Origin of the sequence: Serratia sarumanii (assembly GCF_029962605.1) — a bacterium.
Taxonomy (GTDB): domain Bacteria; phylum Pseudomonadota; class Gammaproteobacteria; order Enterobacterales; family Enterobacteriaceae; genus Serratia; species Serratia sarumanii.
In genome coordinates, this window is the sequence record NZ_CP124750.1 from 1,771,477 (window position 1) to 1,793,176 (window position 21,700).

General features: G+C 58.5%; 17 protein-coding genes. 6 read left to right on the top strand and 11 right to left on the bottom strand.

What is annotated here, in order from left to right:
* The first annotated feature begins 220 nt into the window (after positions 1-220).
* From ldtD to SSARUM_RS08400, 3 genes are all read left to right on the top strand, one after another.
* Positions 221-2,029 (top strand): L,D-transpeptidase, encoded by a 1,809-nt coding sequence (gene ldtD / locus SSARUM_RS08390; protein ID WP_049233767.1) that lies wholly within the window; start codon positions 221-223, stop codon positions 2,027-2,029.
* 180 nt (positions 2,030-2,209) lie between these two features.
* Complete coding sequence (locus tag SSARUM_RS08395; protein WP_033637866.1) at positions 2,210-2,758, top strand: YcbK family protein; 549 nt, start codon at positions 2,210-2,212, stop codon at positions 2,756-2,758.
* Positions 2,759-2,822: 64 nt separating this feature from the next.
* Positions 2,823-3,470 (top strand): MBL fold metallo-hydrolase, encoded by a 648-nt coding sequence (locus SSARUM_RS08400; protein ID WP_033646596.1) that lies wholly within the window; start codon positions 2,823-2,825, stop codon positions 3,468-3,470.
* Positions 3,471-3,546: 76 nt separating this feature from the next.
* Here the strand turns inward: SSARUM_RS08400 and SSARUM_RS08405 are convergent, their stop codons facing one another.
* From SSARUM_RS08405 to SSARUM_RS08425, 5 genes are all read right to left on the bottom strand, one after another.
* Positions 3,547-4,737, bottom strand: a complete 1,191-nt coding sequence (locus SSARUM_RS08405; protein WP_039566691.1) for an amino acid aminotransferase — start codon at positions 4,735-4,737, stop codon at positions 3,547-3,549.
* A 244-nt stretch (positions 4,738-4,981) separates the two neighbouring features.
* Positions 4,982-6,109, bottom strand: coding sequence for a porin OmpC (ompC, locus tag SSARUM_RS08410; RefSeq protein ID WP_039566689.1), 1,128 nt, complete (start codon positions 6,107-6,109; stop codon positions 4,982-4,984).
* Between the two features lie 301 nt (positions 6,110-6,410).
* Complete coding sequence (asnS, locus tag SSARUM_RS08415; protein WP_033637870.1) at positions 6,411-7,811, bottom strand: asparagine--tRNA ligase; 1,401 nt, start codon at positions 7,809-7,811, stop codon at positions 6,411-6,413.
* 212 nt (positions 7,812-8,023) lie between these two features.
* Positions 8,024-9,229: a nicotinate phosphoribosyltransferase gene (gene pncB / locus SSARUM_RS08420; protein WP_033646591.1), complete on the bottom strand. Its 1,206-nt coding sequence runs from the start codon at positions 9,227-9,229 to the stop codon at positions 8,024-8,026.
* Between the two features lie 255 nt (positions 9,230-9,484).
* The gene (locus SSARUM_RS08425; protein WP_033646589.1) at positions 9,485-11,185 is read right to left on the bottom strand and encodes a GGDEF domain-containing protein; all 1,701 of its coding nucleotides are present in this window, start codon (positions 11,183-11,185) and stop codon (positions 9,485-9,487) included.
* 336 nt (positions 11,186-11,521) lie between these two features.
* Here SSARUM_RS08425 and pepN point away from each other — a divergent pair, with 336 nt between their 5' ends.
* Positions 11,522-14,140 carry an aminopeptidase N gene (gene pepN / locus SSARUM_RS08430; RefSeq protein ID WP_033646587.1) on the top strand — a complete coding sequence of 873 codons (2,619 nt, stop codon included), beginning with the start codon at positions 11,522-11,524 and terminating at the stop codon, positions 14,138-14,140.
* 56 nt (positions 14,141-14,196) lie between these two features.
* Here the strand turns inward: pepN and ssuB are convergent, their stop codons facing one another.
* From ssuB to ssuE, 5 genes are read right to left on the bottom strand one after another with little or no spacing between them, the layout of a single operon-like run.
* On the bottom strand, positions 14,197-14,970 hold the full coding sequence (gene ssuB, locus SSARUM_RS08435) for an aliphatic sulfonates ABC transporter ATP-binding protein (protein ID WP_033646586.1): 774 nt from the start codon (positions 14,968-14,970) through the stop codon (positions 14,197-14,199).
* Positions 14,967-15,761, bottom strand: a complete 795-nt coding sequence (ssuC, locus tag SSARUM_RS08440; RefSeq protein ID WP_033646585.1) for an aliphatic sulfonate ABC transporter permease SsuC — start codon at positions 15,759-15,761, stop codon at positions 14,967-14,969. Before ssuC ends, ssuB begins: the two co-directional genes overlap by 4 nt.
* An 11-nt stretch (positions 15,762-15,772) precedes the next feature.
* The gene (ssuD, locus tag SSARUM_RS08445; RefSeq protein ID WP_060429838.1) at positions 15,773-16,921 is read right to left on the bottom strand and encodes an FMNH2-dependent alkanesulfonate monooxygenase; all 1,149 of its coding nucleotides are present in this window, start codon (positions 16,919-16,921) and stop codon (positions 15,773-15,775) included.
* A gap of 20 nt (positions 16,922-16,941) precedes the next feature.
* The gene (locus tag SSARUM_RS08450; RefSeq protein WP_033646583.1) at positions 16,942-17,907 is read right to left on the bottom strand and encodes a sulfonate ABC transporter substrate-binding protein; all 966 of its coding nucleotides are present in this window, start codon (positions 17,905-17,907) and stop codon (positions 16,942-16,944) included.
* 24 nt (positions 17,908-17,931) lie between these two features.
* Positions 17,932-18,510 carry an NADPH-dependent FMN reductase gene (gene ssuE / locus SSARUM_RS08455; RefSeq protein ID WP_033646581.1) on the bottom strand — a complete coding sequence of 193 codons (579 nt, stop codon included), beginning with the start codon at positions 18,508-18,510 and terminating at the stop codon, positions 17,932-17,934.
* A 258-nt stretch (positions 18,511-18,768) separates the two neighbouring features.
* On the opposite strand from ssuE, the gene pyrD reads away from it, so the two are divergent.
* Complete coding sequence (gene pyrD / locus SSARUM_RS08460) at positions 18,769-19,779, top strand: quinone-dependent dihydroorotate dehydrogenase (protein ID WP_033646580.1); 1,011 nt, start codon at positions 18,769-18,771, stop codon at positions 19,777-19,779.
* Between the two features lie 176 nt (positions 19,780-19,955).
* Positions 19,956-20,504 (top strand): cell division protein ZapC, encoded by a 549-nt coding sequence (locus SSARUM_RS08465; protein ID WP_033637882.1) that lies wholly within the window; start codon positions 19,956-19,958, stop codon positions 20,502-20,504.
* Between the two features lie 6 nt (positions 20,505-20,510).
* Here SSARUM_RS08465 and SSARUM_RS08470 read toward each other — a convergent pair whose 3' ends face one another.
* Positions 20,511-21,614 (bottom strand): YcbX family protein, encoded by a 1,104-nt coding sequence (locus SSARUM_RS08470; protein ID WP_043147166.1) that lies wholly within the window; start codon positions 21,612-21,614, stop codon positions 20,511-20,513.
* Between the last annotated feature and the right edge of the window lie 86 nt (positions 21,615-21,700).

Sequence of the window (21,700 nt, forward strand, 5' to 3'; positions counted from 1 at the left end):
GGCAGAAAAACGCCCTAAAAATCCGAAAATAGCCGCCGCAGGGTGGCTATTTTTTTGTGCGCGTGGATGATAGTCCTGCTTTTTTATCCGTTGAAAAGCGGTTAGTTTAATCACATAAACAGTTATTCGGCGCCCGCAGGGCGAAACGGCCTTTCTGTTTGTATACTGAAACTATATGCAGTTTTTGACGTTTTTTTTGTGAGCATACAGGGGGCAAGGGATGTTGCTTAAAAAGGGAAACTCTCTACGACGTTTGGCGCTGAGTGGCGCTATCGCCTGTAGTCTTGTGTCGTCGTTTTCCGCATCGGCCACCGTCCCGGCGTTGCCGGTGGCATCAGCAGGCATGTCCGTTGCGCAGAGCCGTTCTGAACTGCTGGCCGCGTTGCCGCGCGGCATGGATTTGCACTACCTGTCCACGCTGGCGCCGCTGTATGCGGCGAATCACATGCAGCCGATGTGGCAGGATCGCGAAGCCGTTCAGCAATTTCAGCAGCAGCTGGCCGAGCTGGCGATGTCCGGCGTGCAGCCGCAGTTCACCCAATGGGTGAAGATGTTGACCGATCCGGCGCTCAGTGAAGCGGGCCGCGATGCGGTGCTGTCCGATGCGATGCTGGGCTATTTGCAGTTCGTCTCCGCCATCGGTGCCAACGGCAACAACTGGCTGTACAGCAATATTCCCTACAAGCTTGGCTTGCCGCCCACCGCGGTGATCAACCAATGGCAGCTGGCGGTGCGCCAGGCGCGTACTCTGAGCTACGTGAATTCGCTCGCGCCGCAGCATCCGCAATACGCCAAGATGCATCAGGCGCTGCGCGACATGCTGGCGGATAATCGTCCCTGGCCGCAGGTGGGCAGCGGCCCGAGCCTGCGCCCAGGCCAGATGAGCAATGATATTCCGGCGCTGCGTGAGATCCTGACGCGCACCGGTATGCTCGCCGCCGCGGCGCCGGAAGCGGAGCCGGAACCGGCGGTGGTTTCGGCGAAGATCAATGAGCCCGACGACGGCGGGCTGACGGTAGACGAAGAGAAAAGCCGCGTGACGGTCAGCCCATCGGCAGCGCCGGTGACGGAGCTGACCGCGGAACAGACGCCGCCGCAGATTGGCAGCGTGGTGAGCGATAACCTCTATACCGACGAACTGGTGGAGGGCGTCAAGCGCTTCCAGAAATGGCAAGGGCTGACGGCGGATGGCGTGATCGGCGTGCGCACCCGCGAGTGGCTCAACGTGTCACCGAAAACCCGCGCCGCGCTGCTGGCGCTGAATATCCAGCGCCTGCGGATCCTGCCGGGGCATGTCGGCACCGGCATCATGGTGAACATTCCCAACTACTCGCTGACCTACTACCAGAACGGCAATGAGGTGCTGTCTTCCCGCGTTATCGTCGGGCGGCCGAGCCGCAAGACGCCGCTGATGAGCAGCGCGTTGAACAACGTGGTGGTCAACCCGCCGTGGAACGTGCCGACTACCCTGGTGCGTGAGGACATCGTGCCGAAGGCGATGCGTGACGGTAACTACTTCCAGAAACACGGCTATACCGTGCTGTCGGGCTGGAGCAACGATGCGGAAGTGATCAACCCGGCGATGATCGACTGGAGCATGGTCTCTGCGCGCAACTTCCCGTATCGCGTGCGTCAGGCGCCGGGCGCGACCAACTCGCTGGGGCGCTTCAAGTTCAATATGCCGAGCTCGGACGCCATCTACCTGCACGATACCCCGAACCACAGCCTGTTCCAGAAAGACATCCGCGCGCTCAGCTCCGGCTGCGTGCGGGTGAACAAGGCTTCCGATTTGGCGAATATGCTGCTGCAGGACGCCGGCTGGAACAACAGCCGCGTGTCTTCCACGCTGAAAGAAGGGAATACCACTTATGTGAATATTCGCCAGCGTATTCCCGTAAAACTGTATTATCTGACCGCCTGGGTTTCGGATGACGGCCAACCGCAATTCCGTACAGATATTTACAATTATGATAATACGGTGCGATCGGGCGCACAAATTTTGGCTCAGGCCAAAAAATTAATGCAGTAAATGCAGTAATTATAAATAAATAACGGTCAGAATGTTTGGCTATACCGCAGGCCCTCGTAGCCGGGGGCCTGTAAACCTAGGCGTATCGCGGGTTGACTCAGCATACGCAGGCGGTTATGGTTCGGACAGTGCGCTGCTTTGTGCATTTATTTTGACATTCTTGCCGGGTTTAACAGAGTCATGGACAAAATTGATCATCACCGCCGTAAATGGCTGGCGCTAGGTGGCGCCGCTATGGGCATAGCGCTGCTTCCAGGGCAGGCGTTTGCCAGTATTTCCACCGCTCGACCGCGTATTTTAGTGTTGAATAACCTGAATACCGGTGAATCTATTAAAGCCGAGTTCTTTGACGGCAAAGGTTACAATAAAGAAGAGTTGGTGCGGCTAAATCATCTGTTCCGCGATTATCGCGCCAACAAGGTTAAATCGATCGATCCCCGCTTGTTTGATCACCTCTATCGTCTGCAGGGGCTGCTGGGCACCAGCAAGCCGGTGCAGCTGATCTCTGGATACCGTTCCGTAGACACCAACAACGAACTGCGTGCGCATAGCCGCGGCGTGGCCAAGCACAGCTACCACACCAAAGGCCAGGCGATGGATTTCCACATCGAAGGTATCCAATTGAGCAATATCCGCAAAGCGGCGTTAAAAATGCGCGCCGGTGGTGTAGGATATTACCCACGTAGCAACTTCGTACACATCGATACCGGCCCGGTTCGGACCTGGTAATCGCTGTGCCGTCAGTGAATAACGCCGCCCCTTGCGGAAGCGGCGTTATTGTCATTGGAGCCTTATGAAATACCATCTTATTCCCGTTACCGCCTTTAGCCAGAACTGCAGTCTGATTTGGTGTGAAAACACGCAGCAGGCGGCGTTGGTCGATCCCGGCGGTGAAGCGGAAAAAATCAAAGCGGAAGTCGCGCGGCAGGGGGTGACGGTCACCCAGATTTTGCTGACGCACGGCCATTTGGATCATGTCGGCGCGGCGGCGGAGCTGGCGGACCATTATCAGGTGCCAATCTATGGCCCGGATAAAGAAGACGCGTTTTGGCTGGACGGTTTGCCGGCGCAGAGCCGGATGTTTGGGCTGGAAGAGTGCGCGCCGCTGACGCCGACCCGCTGGCTGTCGGAAGGCGATGAGATGCAGGTGGGCGAGATGACGCTCAAGGTGTTGCATTGCCCTGGGCACACGCCGGGCCACATCGTCTTTATCAATGAGCAGGCGCGTTTGGCGCTGGTGGGCGACGTGCTGTTTAACGGCGGCGTGGGGCGCAGCGACTTCCCGCGCGGTGACCATCAGGCGCTGATCGCCTCTATTCGCACCAAACTGCTGCCGTTGGGCGACGACATGCGCTTTATTCCCGGCCACGGCCCGATGTCGACCTTCGGCCACGAGCGCCAGACCAACCCGTTCCTGCGCGAAGAGCCGGCGGTGTGGTAACGATTATTTCCCGGCAGAAATAATCAAGGGCGCATAGAGCGCCCTTTTTTACGATTTATGACCTGCGTCGATGCCTTTAGAGCACGGCGACGATGGCTTCACACAGCGGCGCCATGTTGTCCGGCGTCATGCCGGCCACGTTCACCCGGCCCGAGTTCACGGCGTAGACGCCGAACTCTTCGCGCAGACGCAGCACCTGTTCTTTGGTCAGGCCGCTGAACGAGAACATGCCGTTCTGTTGGATGATGAAGCTGAAGTCCTGCTGCGCGCCTTTCTCCTGCAGGGTGTTCACGAACAGCTGACGCATGCGGTGAATACGCTGGCGCATGTCGGTCAGTTCCTGCTCCCACATCGCGCGCAGCGCATCGTTGCCCAGAATGGTGGCGACAACCGCCGCGCCGTGTGACGGCGGGTTGGAGTAGTTGGCGCGAATGGCCGCTTTCACCTGGCTGAAGGCGCGATCGGCGGTTTCGGCATCGGCAGCCACAAGGGTGCAAGCGCCGACGCGCTCATTGTACAGGCCGAAGTTTTTCGAGTAGGAGCTGGCAACGATCAGCTCTTGATGTTTGGCGGCGAAAATACGCAGGCCCTGCGCATCTTCTTCCAGACCGTTGGCGAAGCCCTGGTAGGCGAAATCGAACAGCGGCAGCCAGCCATTGGCGACGGAAAGCTCAGCCAGCTGTGCCCACTGTTCCGCCGTTGGATCGATACCGGTCGGGTTATGGCAGCAGCCGTGGAACAGCACCACATCACCGGCCTGCGCCTGTTTCAGGCTGTTCAGCAGGCCGTCAAAGTCCAACGCGTGGTTGGCGGCGTCGTAGTAGGCGTACTCCAGCACTTCCAGGCCCACGGCGCTAAAGACGTTCTTGTGGTTTGGCCAGCTTGGGTTGCTGATCCAGATGCGCTTGGCGCTGGTCTGGTTGGCGATAAAGTCTGCCGCCACGCGCAGGCCGCCGGTGCCGCCGGGCGTCTGTGCGGTACGCGCGCGCCGCGCGGTAACGATCGGGCTCTCTTTGCCGAACAGCAGCTCTTGCGTGCAGCTGGCGAACGCCGGGATGCCTTCAATGCCGAGATAGTTTTTGGTGGTCTCGTTTTCCAGCAGATACTGTTCAGCTTTTTTTACGCTGGTCAGCACCGGCGTTTTGCCAGTTTCGTCTTTATAAACGCCAATCCCTAAATTGATTTTATTCGGGCGGGCGTCGGCGCGGAAAATGTCGGTCAGGCCCAGGATCGGGTCGGCGGGTGCGGCGGTGATTTTTTCAAACATGTCAGGTGCTTCCAAATCTCGGAGTTAAGCAGACAGAAGCATCAGGGTAGCGCCAGTTATCGGCTTTGCCAACCGTTTGCGATAAAAACACCGCGATCTTGTGAACGGGAAGGATTCGACAGAAAAAATGATGGGGAAGGGGAAATCTGCAGGATAAAACGTTACCGGGAGACACAAATAAAAACAGGGCCGAAGCCCTGTTTTTTAACTTAGCCGACGGTAAACCGCCGTTAAGCGAGACAACTTAGAACTGGTACACCAGACCAACGGCTACGATATCGTCGGTAGCGGTGCCGGTTGCTTTGGTGAACTCGTTGTCATCCAGCAGGTTGATTTTGTAATCAACGTAGGTGGACATGTTTTTGTTGAAGTAGTAAGTGGTACCAACAGAAACATATTTAACCAGATCCTGGTCAGAGCTTACGCCTGGGACGTTCAGGTTCTTGCCTTTAGACTGCAGGTAAGACACTTCTGGACGCAGACCGAAGTCGAACTGGTACTGAGCAGTGACTTCGAAGTTCTGAGTTTTGCTCGCGAAGCCACCGCACTTGTCATCGGTAGCTGCACAGCCTGCACCGAAGTTACCGCCGCCGAACGGAGTCATGTTACGGGTTTCTGCGTACATCGCCGCCAGGTAAACGTTGTTGGCATCGTATTTCGCGCCCACGGTCCATGCGTCAGCCTTGTCGCCACGCTCGTTGGAACGCAGTTTCTGGTCGTCGGTACGGTTGGAAGAAGCGTATGCAGCGCCGAAGCTTACGCCTTCGCCGATGTCATAAGTAGAGGAGATACCCCAGCCGTCGCCGTTTTGTTTCTTAACGTTACGACCGTCGTTCTGGTTTTTGCCCTGGTATTGCAGAGCGAAGTTCAGACCGTCAACCAGACCGAAGAAGTTGTTGTTACGATAGGTCGCAACGCCGTTGGTACGGCCGGTCATGAAGTTGTCGGAGTAGGTGTAAGTATCGCCACCGAACTCTGGCAGCATATCGGTCCAGCCTTCCACGTCGTACAGTACGCCGTAGTTACGGCCGTAGTCGAAGGAGCCGTAGTCAGCGAATTTCAGACCGGCGAAGCCCAGACGGGTTTTGGTGCCTTCGGTGCCCTGAGATTCGGCGTGGTTGGACTGAACGTTGTATTCCCACTGGCCGTAACCGGTCAGTTGGTCAGTAATCTGGGTTTCACCTTTGAAGCCGAAACGAACATAGGTCTGATCGCCGTCATTGCCTTTGTCGTCGGAGAAGTAGTGCAGACCGTCAACTTTGCCGTACAGATCCAGCTTGTTGCCGTCTTTGTTGTAGATTTCAGCTGCGTTTGCTGCACCAGCAGCCAACAGAGCCGGGATAACCACTGCAAGAATGTTGCGCTTCATCATTATTACCCTCATTGGTGTTATTCGGACACCTTTGCCACTGCCGCCAATAATTCTTTGGGAACTATTGTTGATAGATTGGTGTCGTCCTGTGTCTGAACGCAGTGTTCCATTCACAGGCGGGTTAATCTAGGACGAAAATGATACCAATGTCCCAATCAGGTTGCAAAAGGAAAGTATGTGTAACCAAATGTAATTTTTCGGGAACTTTGTGATGTGCGTCAATATTAAAAAATGCGAAAGGCCAGCGAGGCTGGCCTTTGTTTTGTAACGAAATCGTTTAAAAAACGTTTGATCGTATGAATTAGAAGCTTGCGTTACGTGGTGTGCGTGGGAACGGGATCACATCGCGCACGTTTTGCACGCCGGTGACATAGGCGATTAAACGTTCAAAACCCAGGCCGAAACCGGAATGCGGCACGGTGCCGTAACGACGCAGATCGCGATACCACCAGTAGTCTTCTTTATTCAGGCCCATCTCTTCCAGACGTTGATCGAGCATGTCGAGGCGTTCTTCACGCTGCGAACCGCCGATGATTTCACCGATGCCCGGCGCCAGCACGTCCATGGCCGCGACGGTTTTACCGTCTTCGTTCATGCGCATATAGAACGCTTTGATGTCTTTCGGGTAGTTCTTCACCACCACCGGCGCCTGGAAGTGTTTCTCCGCCAGATAACGTTCATGTTCGGAAGAGAGATCGATGCCCCAGGAAACCGGGTTTTCGAAGGTTTGGCCAGAGGCCAGCAGGATCTCAATGGCGTCGGTGTAGTCCACCTGGGCGAAATCGGAAGAGACGAAGCGCTCCAGACGAGAGATTGCGTCTTTATCCACGCGTTCGGCGAAGAATTTCAGATCGTCTGCACGTTCATCCAGCACCGCCTGGAACACATACTTCAGCATGCTTTCGGCCAGGCCGGCGACATCGTCCAGCGTCGCGAAGGCCACTTCCGGCTCGATCATCCAGAACTCCGCCAGGTGGCGGCTGGTGTTGGAGTTTTCGGCACGGAAGGTTGGGCCGAAGGTGTATACCTTGGACAGCGCACAGGCGTAAGTTTCGCCGTTCAGCTGGCCGGAAACGGTGAGGAAGGCTTCCTTACCGAAGAAGTCCTGGCTGAAATCGACGGCGCCCTTGTCGGTGCGCGGCAGGTTTTCCAGATCCAGCGTGGACACGCGGAACATTTCGCCGGCGCCTTCGGTGTCGGAGGCGGTGATCAGCGGGGTGGACACCCAGAAATAACCATTTTCATGGAAGAAGCGGTGGATCGCCTGCGCCAGGGTATGACGCACGCGCGCCACGGCGCCGATCAGATTGGTGCGCGGGCGCAGGTGGGCCACTTCGCGCAGGTATTCGATGCTGTGGCGTTTGGCCGCCATTGGGTAAGTATCCGGATCGTCGACCCAGCCGACCACGTTGATCGCGGTGGCCTGCAGCTCAAAGCTCTGGCCTTCGCCCGGTGAGGCGACGACCTTGCCGGTAACTTCAACTGAGCAACCGGTGGTCAGGTGCAGCACTTCATCCTGATAATTCGGCAGAGAATTATTAACGACGGCCTGTAACGGATCAAAGCAGGAACCGTCATAGACGGCCAGGAAGGAGATACCAGCTTTTGAATCTCTCCGGGTACGTACCCAGCCGCGTACGGTGACTTCACTGTCAACCGCAGCACGACCTTGCAGTACGTCGACTACAGGCACTACGCTCATAGATTTCTCTCTTTAATAATTTGGTTTAGAAATAGCTTACAACCCAAGAATATGGGGGTAATGGCTATGTTACTTGCCGCGGTGCAGAGCACAAGCAGAAATCATCGGATTGGCGCAACATTTATCGTGGCTGGCTGAAAAGAGGGCGGTCGGGATAAAACAAAAAAGCCGGCGCCTGAACCGGGCCGGCTTTCTCTCTATATATAGAAGGCTCAGCTGGCTTTCTTCACCAGCGGCAGATCGAAGGCCTTGCGCAGAGCCCTGACGAACGCCTGATCCTGGCAAATGGTTTTGCCGGGGCTGTCGGAGAGCTTGGCCACCGGCTTGCCTTTGCACTCGACCAGCTTGATCACGATATTCAGCGGTTTGACGCCGGGAATATCGCAGGTCAGGCGCGTGCCGATGCCGAAGCCGAGATTGATGCGCTGGTAGAAATGGCGATAGAGCGCCAGCGCTTTTTCCAGATCCAGGTTGTCCGAGAACACCAGCGTTTTGCTCATCGGATCGATGCCCAGCTTTTGATAATGGGCAATGGCCTTTTCACCCCACTCGACGGGATCGCCCGAATCATGGCGCAGCCCCTGATAACGTTCGGCGAACTGCGGGCCGAAGTCGCGCAGGAAGGCATCCATGGTGATACAGTCGGTGAGCGCGATGCCAAGCTGATCCGGGTATTCATCCAACCAGGCTTGCAAGGCGGCGCGCTGGCTGTTGGCCAGCACCGGGCTTATTTGCTGATGCGCCTGGAACCACTCATGCGCCTGAGTGCCGACCGGCGCCAGGCCGAGCTGATGCGCCAGATCGTAATTGCTGGTGCCCGACAGGTACGGGAATTCGGTCTGCAAGGTGCTGACGATGGCCTGTTGCACGCCTTGAGAGAAACGGCGACGGGTGCCGAAGTCCATCAGCTTGAAGCGCGAAAGATCCAGATCGCCCGCCAGCGTCTTGAACTGAGCCAGCTTGGTTTGCAGATGCGCCACCGCCTGTTCCGGCGTCGCCAACGGAGAGCGCCGACGGTGCACCACTTCGCTGATCACCGCCAGCAACGGCACTTCCCACATGATCACTTCACGCCAGGGGCCGGCGATGCGGATTTGCAGCTTGCCGTCGCGGTTGTCTATGGTGACCTGCTGCGGATCGTAGCGGAACGTTCGCAGCCAGCTCAGGTAATCCTGACGGAAGAAGGGCAGACCCGAAAGATAAGCGAATTCGGCGTCGGTCAGCGCCAGCCGGCTCATCAACGCCACCTGCGCGCGGATCTCGTCGGCATATTCGCCCAGCAGTTCGTCGCCGCGGCAGCGGAATTCCGCCGCCACGCTGATCGCGGGATAGCGATGGAACACTGCTTGCTGCATATGAAGCTTATAAGCATCGGTATCAAGCAGTGATGTCAAAATCGGGGAAGCGTATTGAGTCATAGCGCGTTACAGCATCCTCGTCAGGCGCGTGTCCAAATCCGGATAATCATAAAAGTGGGGGTGGAGTATACCCGGATTATCCTGTTATTGAAGCTGCATCACACCATAAATCACCAAAGCGGGTCGAGGATTAAACGTGCCTTTATGGCGGCCTGATAGCGGCGGGGAGGAAAAAAAGCCAGATATGCCTGTAAGGTGAATGACTTAGCCTAATTAGTCATAAAAATTATAATGTTAATTATTTTAAACAGCGAATCAGATATAGCCGGCCTGGGTATGCACGTTGACCCGATCCTTGCCGTTCTTTTTGCAAAAATAGAGCGCTTCGTCCGCCTGTTTGATCGCCGCTTGCAGCGCGGTGAATGCGTTGACCGGCGCAATGCCGCAGCTGGTGGTGAAACGCACTTGCCGTCCATCGGCCAGATTTAGCGTCAGGCGATGAGTGCGGGCGCGCAATTGCTCCATGATGTCCCGCGCGTTGTCCAACGAACAGTTGCCCAGCAGCACCGCGAACTCTTCGCCGCCGTAGCGGCAGAAGATGTCGCTGGCGCGGAACGCGCGTTGCAGCAGGTGGCTGAATGCCACCAGCGCCCGGTCGCCCACGTCGTGGCCATAGCTGTCGTTGAGCTGTTTGAAGTTGTCGATGTCGATCAGGCAAAAGGCTTGCGGGTAGCTGCCGTCGCCCAGCAGCTGACATTCAAGGAAGAATTTACGGCGGTTGTAAATATTGGTGAGCGGATCGAGGAAAGAAGAGGCCTCGAGCTCTTTAATCAGCAGTTGTTTCTCACTTTCCAGCGAGACCTTGTCCAACTGGTATTGCCTGAGCTGCTGAATGGCGTCGCTGATGGCGATCAATTCCTGGCTGTAGAAGGCGTCGTTGCGATCGATATTTATCTCGCCGCGCGACAGCCGCACGATATTGTTGTGGGTCTTGGTCAGCCAGCGGTTGATGCTGGTGCAGAACACCAGCGCCGGCAAAATGAACAGCAACACCACCAGGCCGGCGAGTGCAATCATGCCGTAAATGGTCGTCTGGCTGTCGTAAATCTTGTGACGCGACGCGAGGGTTTCCAGTTCGAAGCTGCGTTGATACAGCGCCTGCGACAGCCCGCTCACATCGTCGACATAGCGCGAAATAAGCGCGGTGGGGTAGGGCTGATGGGTATCGATAGCGGTGTACAGCCCATGGGTAATCTGTTGGAGGCGCTCAGCGGAAACCTGGGCGAGCAATGCATTGACGATGTTGGTGATTTGTCCATCGTCGTAGTTGATCTTCATGAAGATCAATCGGGTGCTCAGCGCGTTCAGTACGCCGGTCAGCTGAATGGACTTCAGGTAGGCGTCTTTGCGAATGAGCGGTCTGACGTTGACGTCGATAATCTGATCGCTCAATTCCGTCAGTGACATATTCAGCCGGTTATTAAGGCGGATGGCCTCGAGAAACATAAAAGAGTCGGTATCCACCATCCGGGTATCGTAGGTGTAGCGGTAATAGCTCTTACTGGTTTGCGAGATGTAATAGGCGCTGTTGATGTTGAACAGATTGGCGTTGGTGTTATTGACCTGCGAAAGCTGCAGGTTGTCATTATCCAGCAGCTGTTCCATCAGGCTGATCATCGACAGCGCGGCGATTTTTTGCCGAACCCCGAGCTGTCTGGCGACCTCATCGTCCAGATGTTCGCGGATGCGGGTAATTCTTTCGCGCGCCGCCCGATCGGCGGCCAAACATTGTGCTCGGGTGATTTGCGGATCGATCAGGCTCAAGCGTTTGAGGCGGTGCGCCTGCAAGGCAGCCTGAAAGGCTTCGGAGATTTCTTTGGCGCGATCAATTTTGTACAGATTGAGTTGGTTATCGCGGTAGTCGGTATGGGCTTCGAGCAGCTCATCGACGATGAACAGAGAGAAGGAAGTCATCAGGCACAGGGTAAAAAAATAGATTGCGTATTTAATTTTCATAGTGCGAGTCATCCTGATCCTGATGCCGCAATTATACCACCATGCCGCCTGCGTCGCCTCAACTATGCCGGCGCCCTCCGGTGGCGGTTTTTTAGCATTAAATGCTGATTTTTATTTAGCCATTGGTCACCTGCGCTATCGCCTGGCGGGCGATTTATGATTTGCCTCTGATTTCTCTCTCGTGGTCGCCCGGCGGCTCTGGGCTTTTCGGCCAGCTGTGATACAGTTTATTCACAATTCAGGCCCACCGCGCGCCGCAGGGGAACACTCCGGCTGCGGTACGAAGCAGAAGAGCGGCCTGGCACCTATAACTCACCGAGACGTTTAAGGGTTTTTATGACACAACAGCCACAGGCAAAATACCGCCACGATTATCGCGCGCCCGATTACACCACGACCGATATCGATTTGGACTTCAGTCTGGACGCGGAAACCACGCGCGTGACCGCCGTCAGTAAAATAAAACGTCAGGGCGCGGCCGGCGCACCGTTGGTGCTGGATGGCGAAGATCTGACGCTGGTGAGCATTCAGGTGGACGGCCAACCGTGGAGCGCCTACCGCCAGCAGGATAACCAACTGATCATCGAAGCGTTGCCGGCACAATTCACTCTTACCATCGTCAACGACATTCACCCGGCGAAAAACACCGCGCTGGAAGGGCTGTACCTGTCCGGCGATGCGCTGTGCACGCAATGCGAAGCCGAAGGTTTCCACCACATTACCTATTATCAGGATCGCCCGGACGTGCTGGCGCGCTTTACCACCCGCATCGAGGCCGACAAGGCGCGCTATCCGTTCCTGCTGTCGAACGGCAACCGCATCGGCCAGGGCGAATTGGCCGATGGCCGCCACTGGGTGCAATGGCAGGATCCGTTCCCGAAACCTTGCTACCTGTTCGCGCTGGTGGCGGGAGACTTCGACGTGCTGCGCGACAGCTTCACCACCCGTTCCGGCCGTAAGGTCGCGCTGGAGCTGTTCGTCGATCGCGGCAACCTGGATCGCGCCGACTGGGCGATGACGTCGCTGAAGAACTCGATGAAGTGGGACGAGACCCGCTTCGGCCTGGAATACGATCTCGACATTTATATGATTGTGGCGGTCGATTTCTTCAATATGGGCGCGATGGAGAACAAAGGGTTAAACATCTTTAACTCCAAATACGTGCTGGCGAAGGCGGAAACCGCCACCGACAAGGATTACCTGAACATTGAAGCGGTGATCGGCCACGAATACTTCCACAACTGGACCGGTAACCGCGTAACCTGCCGCGACTGGTTCCAGCTCAGCCTGAAAGAGGGGCTGACGGTGTTCCGCGACCAGGAGTTCAGTTCCGATCTGGGATCGCGTTCGGTCAACCGCATCGACAACGTGCGCGTGATGCGCGGCGCGCAGTTCGCCGAAGACGCCAGCCCGATGGCACACGCCATCCGCCCGGACAAAGTGATCGAGATGAACAACTTCTACACCCTGACGGTGTATGAAAAGGGTTCCGAAGTGATCCGCATGATGCACACCTTGCTGGGGGAGGAGAACTTCCAGAAAGGGATGCAGCTCTATTTCGAACGCCACGACGGCAGCGCCGCCACCTGCGACGATTTCGTGCAGGCGATGGAGGACGCGTCCAACGTCGATCTGTCGCGCTTCCGCCGTTGGTATAGCCAGTCCGGCACGCCGCTGTTGACGGTTCGCGACGATTACGACGCGGAAACCCAGCAGTATCGTCTGCATGTCAGCCAGCAAACCGCGCCGACCGCCGATCAGCCGGAGAAATTGCCGCTGCATATCCCGCTGGATATCGAACTGTACGACAGCGAAGGCAACGTCATTCCATTGCAAAAGGGCGGCCTGCCGGTCAATAACGTGCTGAACGTCACCGAAGCGGAGCAAACCTTCGTGTTCGACGGCGTGGCGCATAAGCCGGTGCCGTCGCTGCTGCGCGAATTCTCCGCGCCGGTGAAGCTGGACTATCCGTACAGCGATCAGCAGCTGACCTTCCTGATGCAGCACGCGCGCAATGAATTTGCGCGTTGGGATGCGGCGCAGAGCCTGCTGGCGACCTATATCAAGCTGAACGTGGCGCGGCACCAGCAGAAGCAGCCGCTGTCGCTGCCGCTGCACGTGGCCGATGCGTTCCGCGCAGTGCTGTTGGACGAAAAACTGGATCCGGCGCTGGCGGCGCAGATCCTGACGTTGCCGTCGGAGAACGAAATCGCCGAGCTGTTCGCCACCATCGATCCGGAAGCGATCGCCGCGGTGCATGAAGCGATCGTTCGCTGCCTGGCGCGGGAGCTGGCCGATGAGTGGCTGGCGGTATATCACGCCAACAAGACCGACGGCTACCGCGTGGAGCACGCCGAGATCGCCAAGCGCGCCTTGCGTAATGTGTGCCTGGGCTATCTGGCGTTCGGCGAAGATGTGGCGCTGGCGGATCAGCTGGTGAGCGAACAGTATCGCCAGGCGGACAACATGACCGACTCGCTGGCGGCGCTGTCTGCTGCGGTCGCGGCCCAGCTGCCGTGCCGCGATGCGCTGCTGGCGGCGTTCGACGAACGCTGGCATCAGGATGGCCTGGTGATGGATAAATGGTTCGTGCTGCAGGGCAGCAGCCCGGCGGCAGACGTGCTGAGCAAGGTGCGCGCGCTGCTGCAACACCGTTCGTTCAGCCTGAGCAACCCGAACCGCACCCGTTCGCTGATCGGCGGCTTCGCTTCCGGCAACCCGGCGGCGTTCCATGCCGCGGACGGCAGCGGCTATCAGTTCCTGGCGGAGATCCTCAGCGATCTCAACCAGCGCAACCCGCAGATCGCCGCGCGCCTGATTGAACCGCTGATTCGCCTGAAGCGTTACGACGCGGGCCGCCAGGCGCTGATGCGCAAGGCGCTGGAACAGCTGAAAGGATTGGAAAACCTGTCCGGCGATCTGTACGAGAAGATCAGCAAGGCGCTCGACGCCTGATCTTTTCGCGTTGGATAGATCAAGGGACGGCCTGCGCCGTCCCTTTTTTCATCCCTTCAATTCGCCGCCCGACGGCCGCTGGCCGCTGTGGCCGGCGGTGATAACACCCGCTCCAGCACTTCGGCCTCCAGTTCCGCTAGCCGGGCCGAGCCTTTGCGGCGCGGCCGCGGCAGATCGAGAGTCAGATCCAGCCCGATGCGGCCCTCTTCAATCAGGATCACCCGATCCGCCAGCGCGATGGCTTCGCTGACGTCGTGCGTGACCAGCAGTATGGTAAAACCGTGCTGTTGCCACAGCGTTTCTATCAGCCCCTGCATCTCGATGCGCGTCAGGGCATCCAACGCCCCGAGCGGTTCGTCCAGCAGCAGCAGGCGAGGGCGGTGGATCAGCGCGCGCGCCAGGGCGACCCGCTGCTTTTGCCCGCCGGACAGCGCCGCCGGCCAGTCGCGGGCGCGATCCGCCAAACCGACCGCGTCCAGCGCCTGCAGCGCCGCGTCGCGCCACTGGCCGCGCAGCCCCAGGCCCACGTTGTCGATCACCGTTTTCCACGGCAGCAGGCGCGCATCCTGAAACATCAGCCGGGTATCCTCTTTAGCGGCGGCAAGTGGCGCGTTGCCGCTGAGCAGCGCGCCGCTGCTGGGCTGTTCCAGGCCGGCCAACAGGCGCAGCAGGGTGCTCTTGCCGCAGCCGCTGCGGCCGACCACCGCCACGAACTGCCCGGCGGAAATGCGCAGCTGAATATTGTCCAGCACGGTGCGGTTGCCGTAACCTTTGCCGATGGACTCCAGCGTCACCGGCGTGCCTTGCGCAAGGCGAGCGGGAAGGGTCATAGCGCTTCTCCCTGTTTCAGTTGATAGGCCGGATGCCAGCGCAACCAAACGCGCTCCAGCAGTTGCGCGCCCACGTCCGCCAGCTTGCCGAGCAGGGCGTACAGCACGATCGCCACCACCACCACGTCGGTTTGCAGAAATTCACGCGCGTTCATCGCCAGGTAGCCGATGCCCGAATTGGCCGAGATGGTTTCGGCGACGATCAGCGTCAGCCACATGAAGCCGAGAGCGAAACGCACGCCGACCATAATCGACGGCAGCGCGCCCGGCAGTACCACCTGTGTAAACAGGCGGAAACCGCTTAAGCCGTAGCTGCGGGCCATCTCCAACAGGCCGCGATCGATGTTTTTGATGCCGTGATAAGTATTGAGATAAATCGGGAACAGCGTACCGAGCGCCACCAGAAAGATCTTGGCGGATTCATCGATGCCGAACCACAGGATCACCAGCGGGATCAGCGCCAGGTGCGGCACGTTGCGGATCATTTGCACCGAGCTGTCCAGCAGGCGTTCGCCCCAGCGCGACAGCCCGGTAATAAAGCCGAGGATCAGCCCGATGCTGCCGCCGATGGCAAAGCCGATCAGCGCGCGCTGGCTGCTGATGCTCAGGTGCTGCCACAGTTCGCCGCTTTGGCTCAGGCTCCAGAAGGCGGCCAGCACCGCGCTCGGCGCCGGCAAAATGCGGTTGGACAGCCAGCCGGTTTCTACGGCGATCTGCCAGAGGATCACCAGCGCCAGTGGCAGCGCCCAGGGGGCCAGCCGATACAGGATGCGTTGCGCGTTCTTTGCCATCGGGGCGCTCCTCAGCTCTGCGACACTTTTTGCGGAACATAAATGTTGGCCACCACTTCGCCCTGCGGGCGCACCGGCTGAAGGCGCGCGGGCGTTTCCTCCTGCGCCAGATCGAGGTGCGGGAGCAGCAGTTCGCCGACGCGGTAGGCCTCTTCCAGATGCGGATAGCCGGAGAGAATAAAGGTGTCGATGCCCAGATCGGCATATTCCTGCATGCGCGCCGCGACCGTCGGGCCATCGCCCACCAGCGCGGTGCCGGCGCCGCCGCGCACCAGGCCGATGCCGGCCCACAGGTTCGGGCTGATCTCCAGGTTGTCCTTCTTGCCGCCGTGCAGCGCCGCCATGCGCCGTTGGCCGACGGAGTCGAAGCGCGCAAAGGCCTGCTGCGCGTCGGCGATGGTTTCCTCATCGAGATGTGCGATCAGCCGATCGGCGGCGCGCCAGGCCTCTTCGGTGGTTTCCCGCACGATGACATGCAGGCGGATACCGAAGCGTACCTGGCGGCCTTTCGCCGCCGCTTTGGCGCGCACCTCTTCGATTTTCTCTTTAACCTGCGCCGGCGGCTCTCCCCAGGTGAGATACATTTCTACCTGTTCGGCGGCCAGATCCTGCGCGGCGGCGGAGGATCCGCCGAAATAGAGCGGCGGGCGCGGCTGCTGCACCGGCGGGAACAGCAGTTTGGCGCCTTTCACCTGAATGTGCTTGCCGTCGAAATCGACGGTTTCGCCTTCCAGCACCCGGCGCCAAATGTGGGTGAACTCGGTTGAGGCTTCGTAGCGCTCTTCATGATTGAGATGCAACCCCTCCGCCGCCAGCTCTTCCGGATCGCCGCCGGTGACCAGATTGAACAACGCGCGCCCGTTGGACAGGCGATCCAGCGTTGCCGCCTGGCGCGCCGCCAGCGTAGGGGAGATGATGCCCGGCCGCAGCGCGACCAAAAATTTCAGCCGCTGGGTGACCGGGATCAGCGAGGCGGCCACCAGCCAGGAGTCTTCGCACGAGCGGCCGGTGGGGATCAATACGCCGCCGAATCCCAGCCGATCCGCCGCCTGGGCGATCTGCTGCAAGTAACCGTGATCGACGCTGCGCGCCCCCTGTGCGCTGCCGAGATAGTGGCCGTCGCCGTGGGTGGGTAAAAACCAGAAAACGTTCAGGCTCATCGTCAGTGTTCTCCCATTGTTTATTGCGCGCTTGGGCGCCAGATGCGTTGCGAGATGTCGACCTTCACCGGCACCAGCCGGTTGGCGTAAAACAGGTCGGCGGTTTGCTGCTGCGCGGCGATCGTCTGCGCATCGAGCGGTGTGATGGCGGTCGGCGGGCGGTGATCCAGATAGCTGGCGATCACCGGTTCGGGCAGCCCCATGGCGTTGGCCAGCAGGGTCACGCTTTGCGCCCGGTCGCTGCGGGTGAGCGCATCGGCCTGGGTCAGCACGGTCAGAACCTGGCTGATAAAGCTGCCATTGGCTTCGGCGTAGGGGCGCGCCGCCAGATAGAAGGAACCGGTCTGGTTCAGATCGGTGCCGTCGCCGAGCACCCGTACGCCGCCCTGCAGCAGCGCGGCGGAATAATAAGGATCCCAGATGGCCCAGGCATCGACGTTGCCCTGCTGGAAGGCGGCGCGCGCATCGGCGGGGGTCAGATAGGCGGGCTGGATATCCGTAAATTTCAGGCCGGCCTTTTGCAGCGATCGCAACAGCAGGTTGTGCGAGCTGGATCCTTTCTGGAAAGCGACCTTATGGCCTTTCAGATCGGCGACGGTTTTGATCGGGCTATTTTCCGGCACCAGGATCACCTCCGCCTTCGGTTTGGGCGGCTCGACGCCGACATACAGCAGGTCCGCGCCGGCGGCCTGCGCGAAGATCGGCGGAATATCGCCGGTGCTGCCCAGATCGATGCTGCCGACGTTCAAGGCCTCGAGCATTTGCGGGCCGGCGGGAAACTCGATCCAGCTGATGCGGGTGGCGGGGAAACGTTCCTCCAGCAGCCGGTGGCTCTTCGCCAGCACCAGGCTGACCGATCCTTTTTGGTAGCCGATGCGGAACTGCGCCGGATCCTGCGCGGCGGCGGCAGTGGCCCAAACCAACGACAGCAGGCCGGTGAGGGTAGCGGCGCTGAGCCAGCGCCGTAAAGCGATGCGTTCTTTCATTCAGGCTCTCCTTTTCCAGGCCTTTCAGGCGGTCTGACGTGCCGCCAGCGGCGAGGCGACGCGCAGCGCGGGCGGTTTGCGGCGGCCAAGCGCCAGATAGAAACTGGCCAGCGCCTCTTCCAGCCGGGCGGCGACGGCGTCGGTGAGCGTGGCGCCTTCGCCGGTCAGTTGGATCTGGCTGTCGTCGGCGAATACGCCGTGCAGCACTTCCTGCGCTTTCAGCGCTGCCAGCACCGGTTTGAGCGCATAGTCCACCGCCAGCATGTGGCCGACAGAACCGCCGGTCGCCAGCGGCAGCACCACCTTATGATCCAGAGCTCGTTCCGGCAGCAGATCCAGCAAGGTCTTCAGCGCACCGGAAAACGACGCTTTATAAACCGGCGTGGAAATCAGCAGGCCGTCGGCCTGCGCCAGCTGGTCGGCAAACGCCTTGATCGCCGGGCTGTTGAAGTTGGCATACAGCAGGTCTTCGGCATCGAAGTCGTGCAGGGTATAAGCCGTCACTTCCACCCCTTGCTGCCGCAGCCAGTTCTGGCTCAGCGCGAGCAGTGCGGCGGAACGTGATGGGATGCGTGGGCTGCCGGCCAGTGATATAACGCGCATTGCCACTCCTTATAACTAAAAGTTAGGTTTAATTAGAAAATCAATGAGAAGTGTTTTAAACCTACCAGCAACCGGGCGCGTTTTTTAAATCTCATTTTTTGATTTGGATATGCGCAAAAGCGGATTGGCGCCGATTTGGCGGTGAAGCGGGAAAACGATTGCGTAAAAACCGCTTTTTTTGCCTTTAATCAATTCCAATTAGGCGGGGGATACCGGATAATACGCCCCCGGTTTGCAACCGGGAAATCAGGAGAGTCCATGTACTACCCCCTCATCAGGAAAGCGTTGTTCCAGCTCGATCCCGAGCGCGCGCACGAAGTGACCTTTCGTCAGCTCAGCCGTATTACCGGCACCCCATTAGCGTTTCTTGTCCGTCAGTCCGTGCCGACCAAACCGGTCAGCTGCATGGGGCTGTCGTTTAAAAACCCGTTGGGATTGGCCGCCGGTCTGGATAAAAACGGCGAATGCATCGATGCGTTCGGCGCGATGGGCTTCGGCCATGTGGAAGTCGGCACCGTGACGCCGCGCCCGCAGCCGGGCAACGACAAGCCGCGCTTGTTCCGCGTGATTGAGGCGGAAGGCCTGATCAACCGCATGGGGTTCAATAACCATGGCGTGGACAATCTGGTTGAAAACGTTAAGAAATCCCATTTCGGCGGCATTCTTGGGATCAATATCGGCAAGAATAAAGACACCCCGGTCGAACAGGGTAAAGACGATTATTTGATCTGCATGGATAAAGTTTATCCGTATGCCGGTTATATCGCGATTAACATCTCTTCACCGAATACCCCGGGGTTACGATCCTTACAGTATGGCGAAGCGCTGGACGATCTTTTGGCTGCGATTAAAAATAAGCAGCAGGAATTACATGCGCGCCATCACAAATATGTGCCGGTGGCGGTAAAGATCGCGCCGGATCTTTCAGAAGACGAATTGATCCAAATTGCCGATAGCCTGGTGCGGCATAATATCGATGGCGTGATCGCCACCAATACCACCTTGGATCGAAAATTGATCCAGGGGTTAAATTACTGCGAACAAGCAGGCGGATTAAGTGGGCGTCCGTTGCAATCGCGCAGCACGGAAGTGATCCGTCGTCTTTCCACCGAACTGCAAGGGCGCCTGCCGATTATCGGCGTGGGCGGCATCGATTCGCTGACGGCGGCGCGCGAAAAAATGGAGGCCGGCGCGAGCCTGCTGCAAATTTATTCCGGATTTATCTATCACGGCCCGCGTTTGATTAAAGATATCGTTACCCATATCTAATATTTTTCCTCTCATTTTATTCCGGGGGTTTATTTCTGCCCCCGGCTCGTCTATATTTTGTTCGTTAGCATAAATATCGTTCGCGGAATTATCCGATGTTTAAGCTATTTTATCGGTGATAAAATCGCCTTTTAGGGTGAGTGCGGCGTTGGCATAGGCAGCGAGAAGGATACGAAATGAAGATAAAACCTGACGATAATTGGCGTTGGTATTTTGATGCCGAACACGATCGGCTAATGCTGGATTTAGCTAATGGTATGATCTTCCGTTCACGTTTCCCGGCCAAAATGTTAACGCCGGACGCCTTCGATGAATGCGCTTTTTGCGTGGATGACGCCGCCCTTTATTTCACCTATGAAGAACAGTGCAAGCAGATCAAACTCAGCCATGAGCAGCGCGCCGAGCTGGTGTTGAATGCGCTGGTCGCCTACCGCTTCCTGAAACCGCTGATGCCGAAGAGCTGGCATTTCTCGCAGCAGCATTACCCGCTGCAGCCGAAAAACGGCGAGCTGGCGGCGGTGAAGGTGATGGAAAGCGGCGTGGAAGCGCGCTTGCTGGTGGTGGAGGCCGGGGATAACGCCAGCCTGTGCCTGCTGGCGCAAAATCAACTGACGGTCGCCGGCCGCACCATGGTATTGGGCGACGCCATCAAGGTGATGCACGATCGGCTGAAACCCTGCGCGCAGGATGAAAGCGCCGCCCCGGCTTACGACAGGGCGGTATAAGGCGGATTACGCCAACGTCAAATCACTTTTTGGGATACAGCTGCAGCACAGGATGGTGCCGTTGTCGCCCAGCGCGCTTTTCTTCAGCGGCGCGACCTCACCGCTCAACAACGTAATGCGGCAGCTGCCGCAAATCCCGGCGCGGCAGGAGTAAGGCACGCGAATGCCTTGCTGTTCCAGCTGTTCGAGCAGGATCTGCTGGTTGTTGCCGGTAAACACCTTTCCTTCATATTCGATAGTGACGCTGTGCTCGCTGTCTTGCGGCGCCTGCACGCTCTCCACCACTTTGCCGGCGCCATAAGGGCGCGGCGGCTTGGTCGACAGCACTTCCACCGTATCGCCCACGCGGATGATGCCGCTGCTGCGCGCGATCATGTTCTGGCCGAAATCGATATCGCCGTTGTCGGCGGAGCGGAATTTTTGCAGCGTACTCAGCGGTTCGCCGCTCGGGTGCTTGCGGCCGCGCTCGGTGCTGACGGTGGTGAGCACGCAGCGGCTGCAGGGTTTCACCAGATCGAACATCACGTCGCCGACGCGGATCACCTGCCAACCGTCCTCGGCCCAGGCGGCTGCGCCGCTCACCACCAGATTGGGGCGGAACTGCTCCAGCTTGATGCTGCCGGGGCAACGCCGCTGCAGATCGTTGAACGAAGCCTGGTTAATCAGCAGATAAGGGTAGCCGTCGGCAAAGGTCAGCGGGATTTCGGGGTGTTTTTTCACCCGTCGGGTCAACTCCGGCCCCAGCCAGCGCAGTTCAACGTCGCGCTGGAAATAGCCGCTCAGCCAGCGGTTGATCTCATCCGGCGCGATCAGCGCGGTGAAATGGTTGCCCCACACCTCGGTCGGCTGCGGCGCGGCGGCGAAGTCGCTGAAGCGAATGGCGGCGCTTTCGCCGTCCGGCGCGCTCAGGAATAGCCCGTCCGGCAGCAGCGCCGGCGTGAACAGCACCATCTGCGGGTATTGGCGCGCGGTAATAAAGGTGCCATCCGGCTCGGTGATCATAAAGTTGCGGTCGAAGGCCAGACCGCTGCTGCCGACCTGGGCGTAAGAAAGCTGCAGACCGCGCAGTGATTTAACCGGATGGACGTAGAGTCTGGAAAGCGTGATCACCCTCATCTCCGTGCGATTATTAAATAGAAGGGAGCAACTTTATGACAAGCGGTGCGGATTAGCTATAATGCGCAACAATTTTCTTT

Excerpts from the sequence above, each read along its gene's own strand:
- ldtD (WP_049233767.1), top strand. The coding sequence starts at position 221 with ATGTTGCTTAAAAAGGGAAACTCTCTACGACGTTTGGCGCTGAGTGGC.
- SSARUM_RS08395 (WP_033637866.1), top strand. The coding sequence starts at position 2,210 with ATGGACAAAATTGATCATCACCGCCGTAAATGGCTGGCGCTAGGTGGC.
- SSARUM_RS08400 (WP_033646596.1), top strand. The coding sequence starts at position 2,823 with ATGAAATACCATCTTATTCCCGTTACCGCCTTTAGCCAGAACTGCAGT.
- SSARUM_RS08405 (WP_039566691.1), bottom strand. The coding sequence starts at position 4,737 with ATGTTTGAAAAAATCACCGCCGCACCCGCCGACCCGATCCTGGGCCTG.
- ompC (WP_039566689.1), bottom strand. The coding sequence starts at position 6,109 with ATGATGAAGCGCAACATTCTTGCAGTGGTTATCCCGGCTCTGTTGGCT.
- asnS (WP_033637870.1), bottom strand. The coding sequence starts at position 7,811 with ATGAGCGTAGTGCCTGTAGTCGACGTACTGCAAGGTCGTGCTGCGGTT.
- pncB (WP_033646591.1), bottom strand. The coding sequence starts at position 9,229 with ATGACTCAATACGCTTCCCCGATTTTGACATCACTGCTTGATACCGAT.
- SSARUM_RS08425 (WP_033646589.1), bottom strand. The coding sequence starts at position 11,185 with ATGAAAATTAAATACGCAATCTATTTTTTTACCCTGTGCCTGATGACT.
- pepN (WP_033646587.1), top strand. The coding sequence starts at position 11,522 with ATGACACAACAGCCACAGGCAAAATACCGCCACGATTATCGCGCGCCC.
- ssuB (WP_033646586.1), bottom strand. The coding sequence starts at position 14,970 with ATGACCCTTCCCGCTCGCCTTGCGCAAGGCACGCCGGTGACGCTGGAG.
- ssuC (WP_033646585.1), bottom strand. The coding sequence starts at position 15,761 with ATGGCAAAGAACGCGCAACGCATCCTGTATCGGCTGGCCCCCTGGGCG.
- ssuD (WP_060429838.1), bottom strand. The coding sequence starts at position 16,921 with ATGAGCCTGAACGTTTTCTGGTTTTTACCCACCCACGGCGACGGCCAC.
- SSARUM_RS08450 (WP_033646583.1), bottom strand. The coding sequence starts at position 17,907 with ATGAAAGAACGCATCGCTTTACGGCGCTGGCTCAGCGCCGCTACCCTC.
- ssuE (WP_033646581.1), bottom strand. The coding sequence starts at position 18,510 with ATGCGCGTTATATCACTGGCCGGCAGCCCACGCATCCCATCACGTTCC.
- pyrD (WP_033646580.1), top strand. The coding sequence starts at position 18,769 with ATGTACTACCCCCTCATCAGGAAAGCGTTGTTCCAGCTCGATCCCGAG.
- SSARUM_RS08465 (WP_033637882.1), top strand. The coding sequence starts at position 19,956 with ATGAAGATAAAACCTGACGATAATTGGCGTTGGTATTTTGATGCCGAA.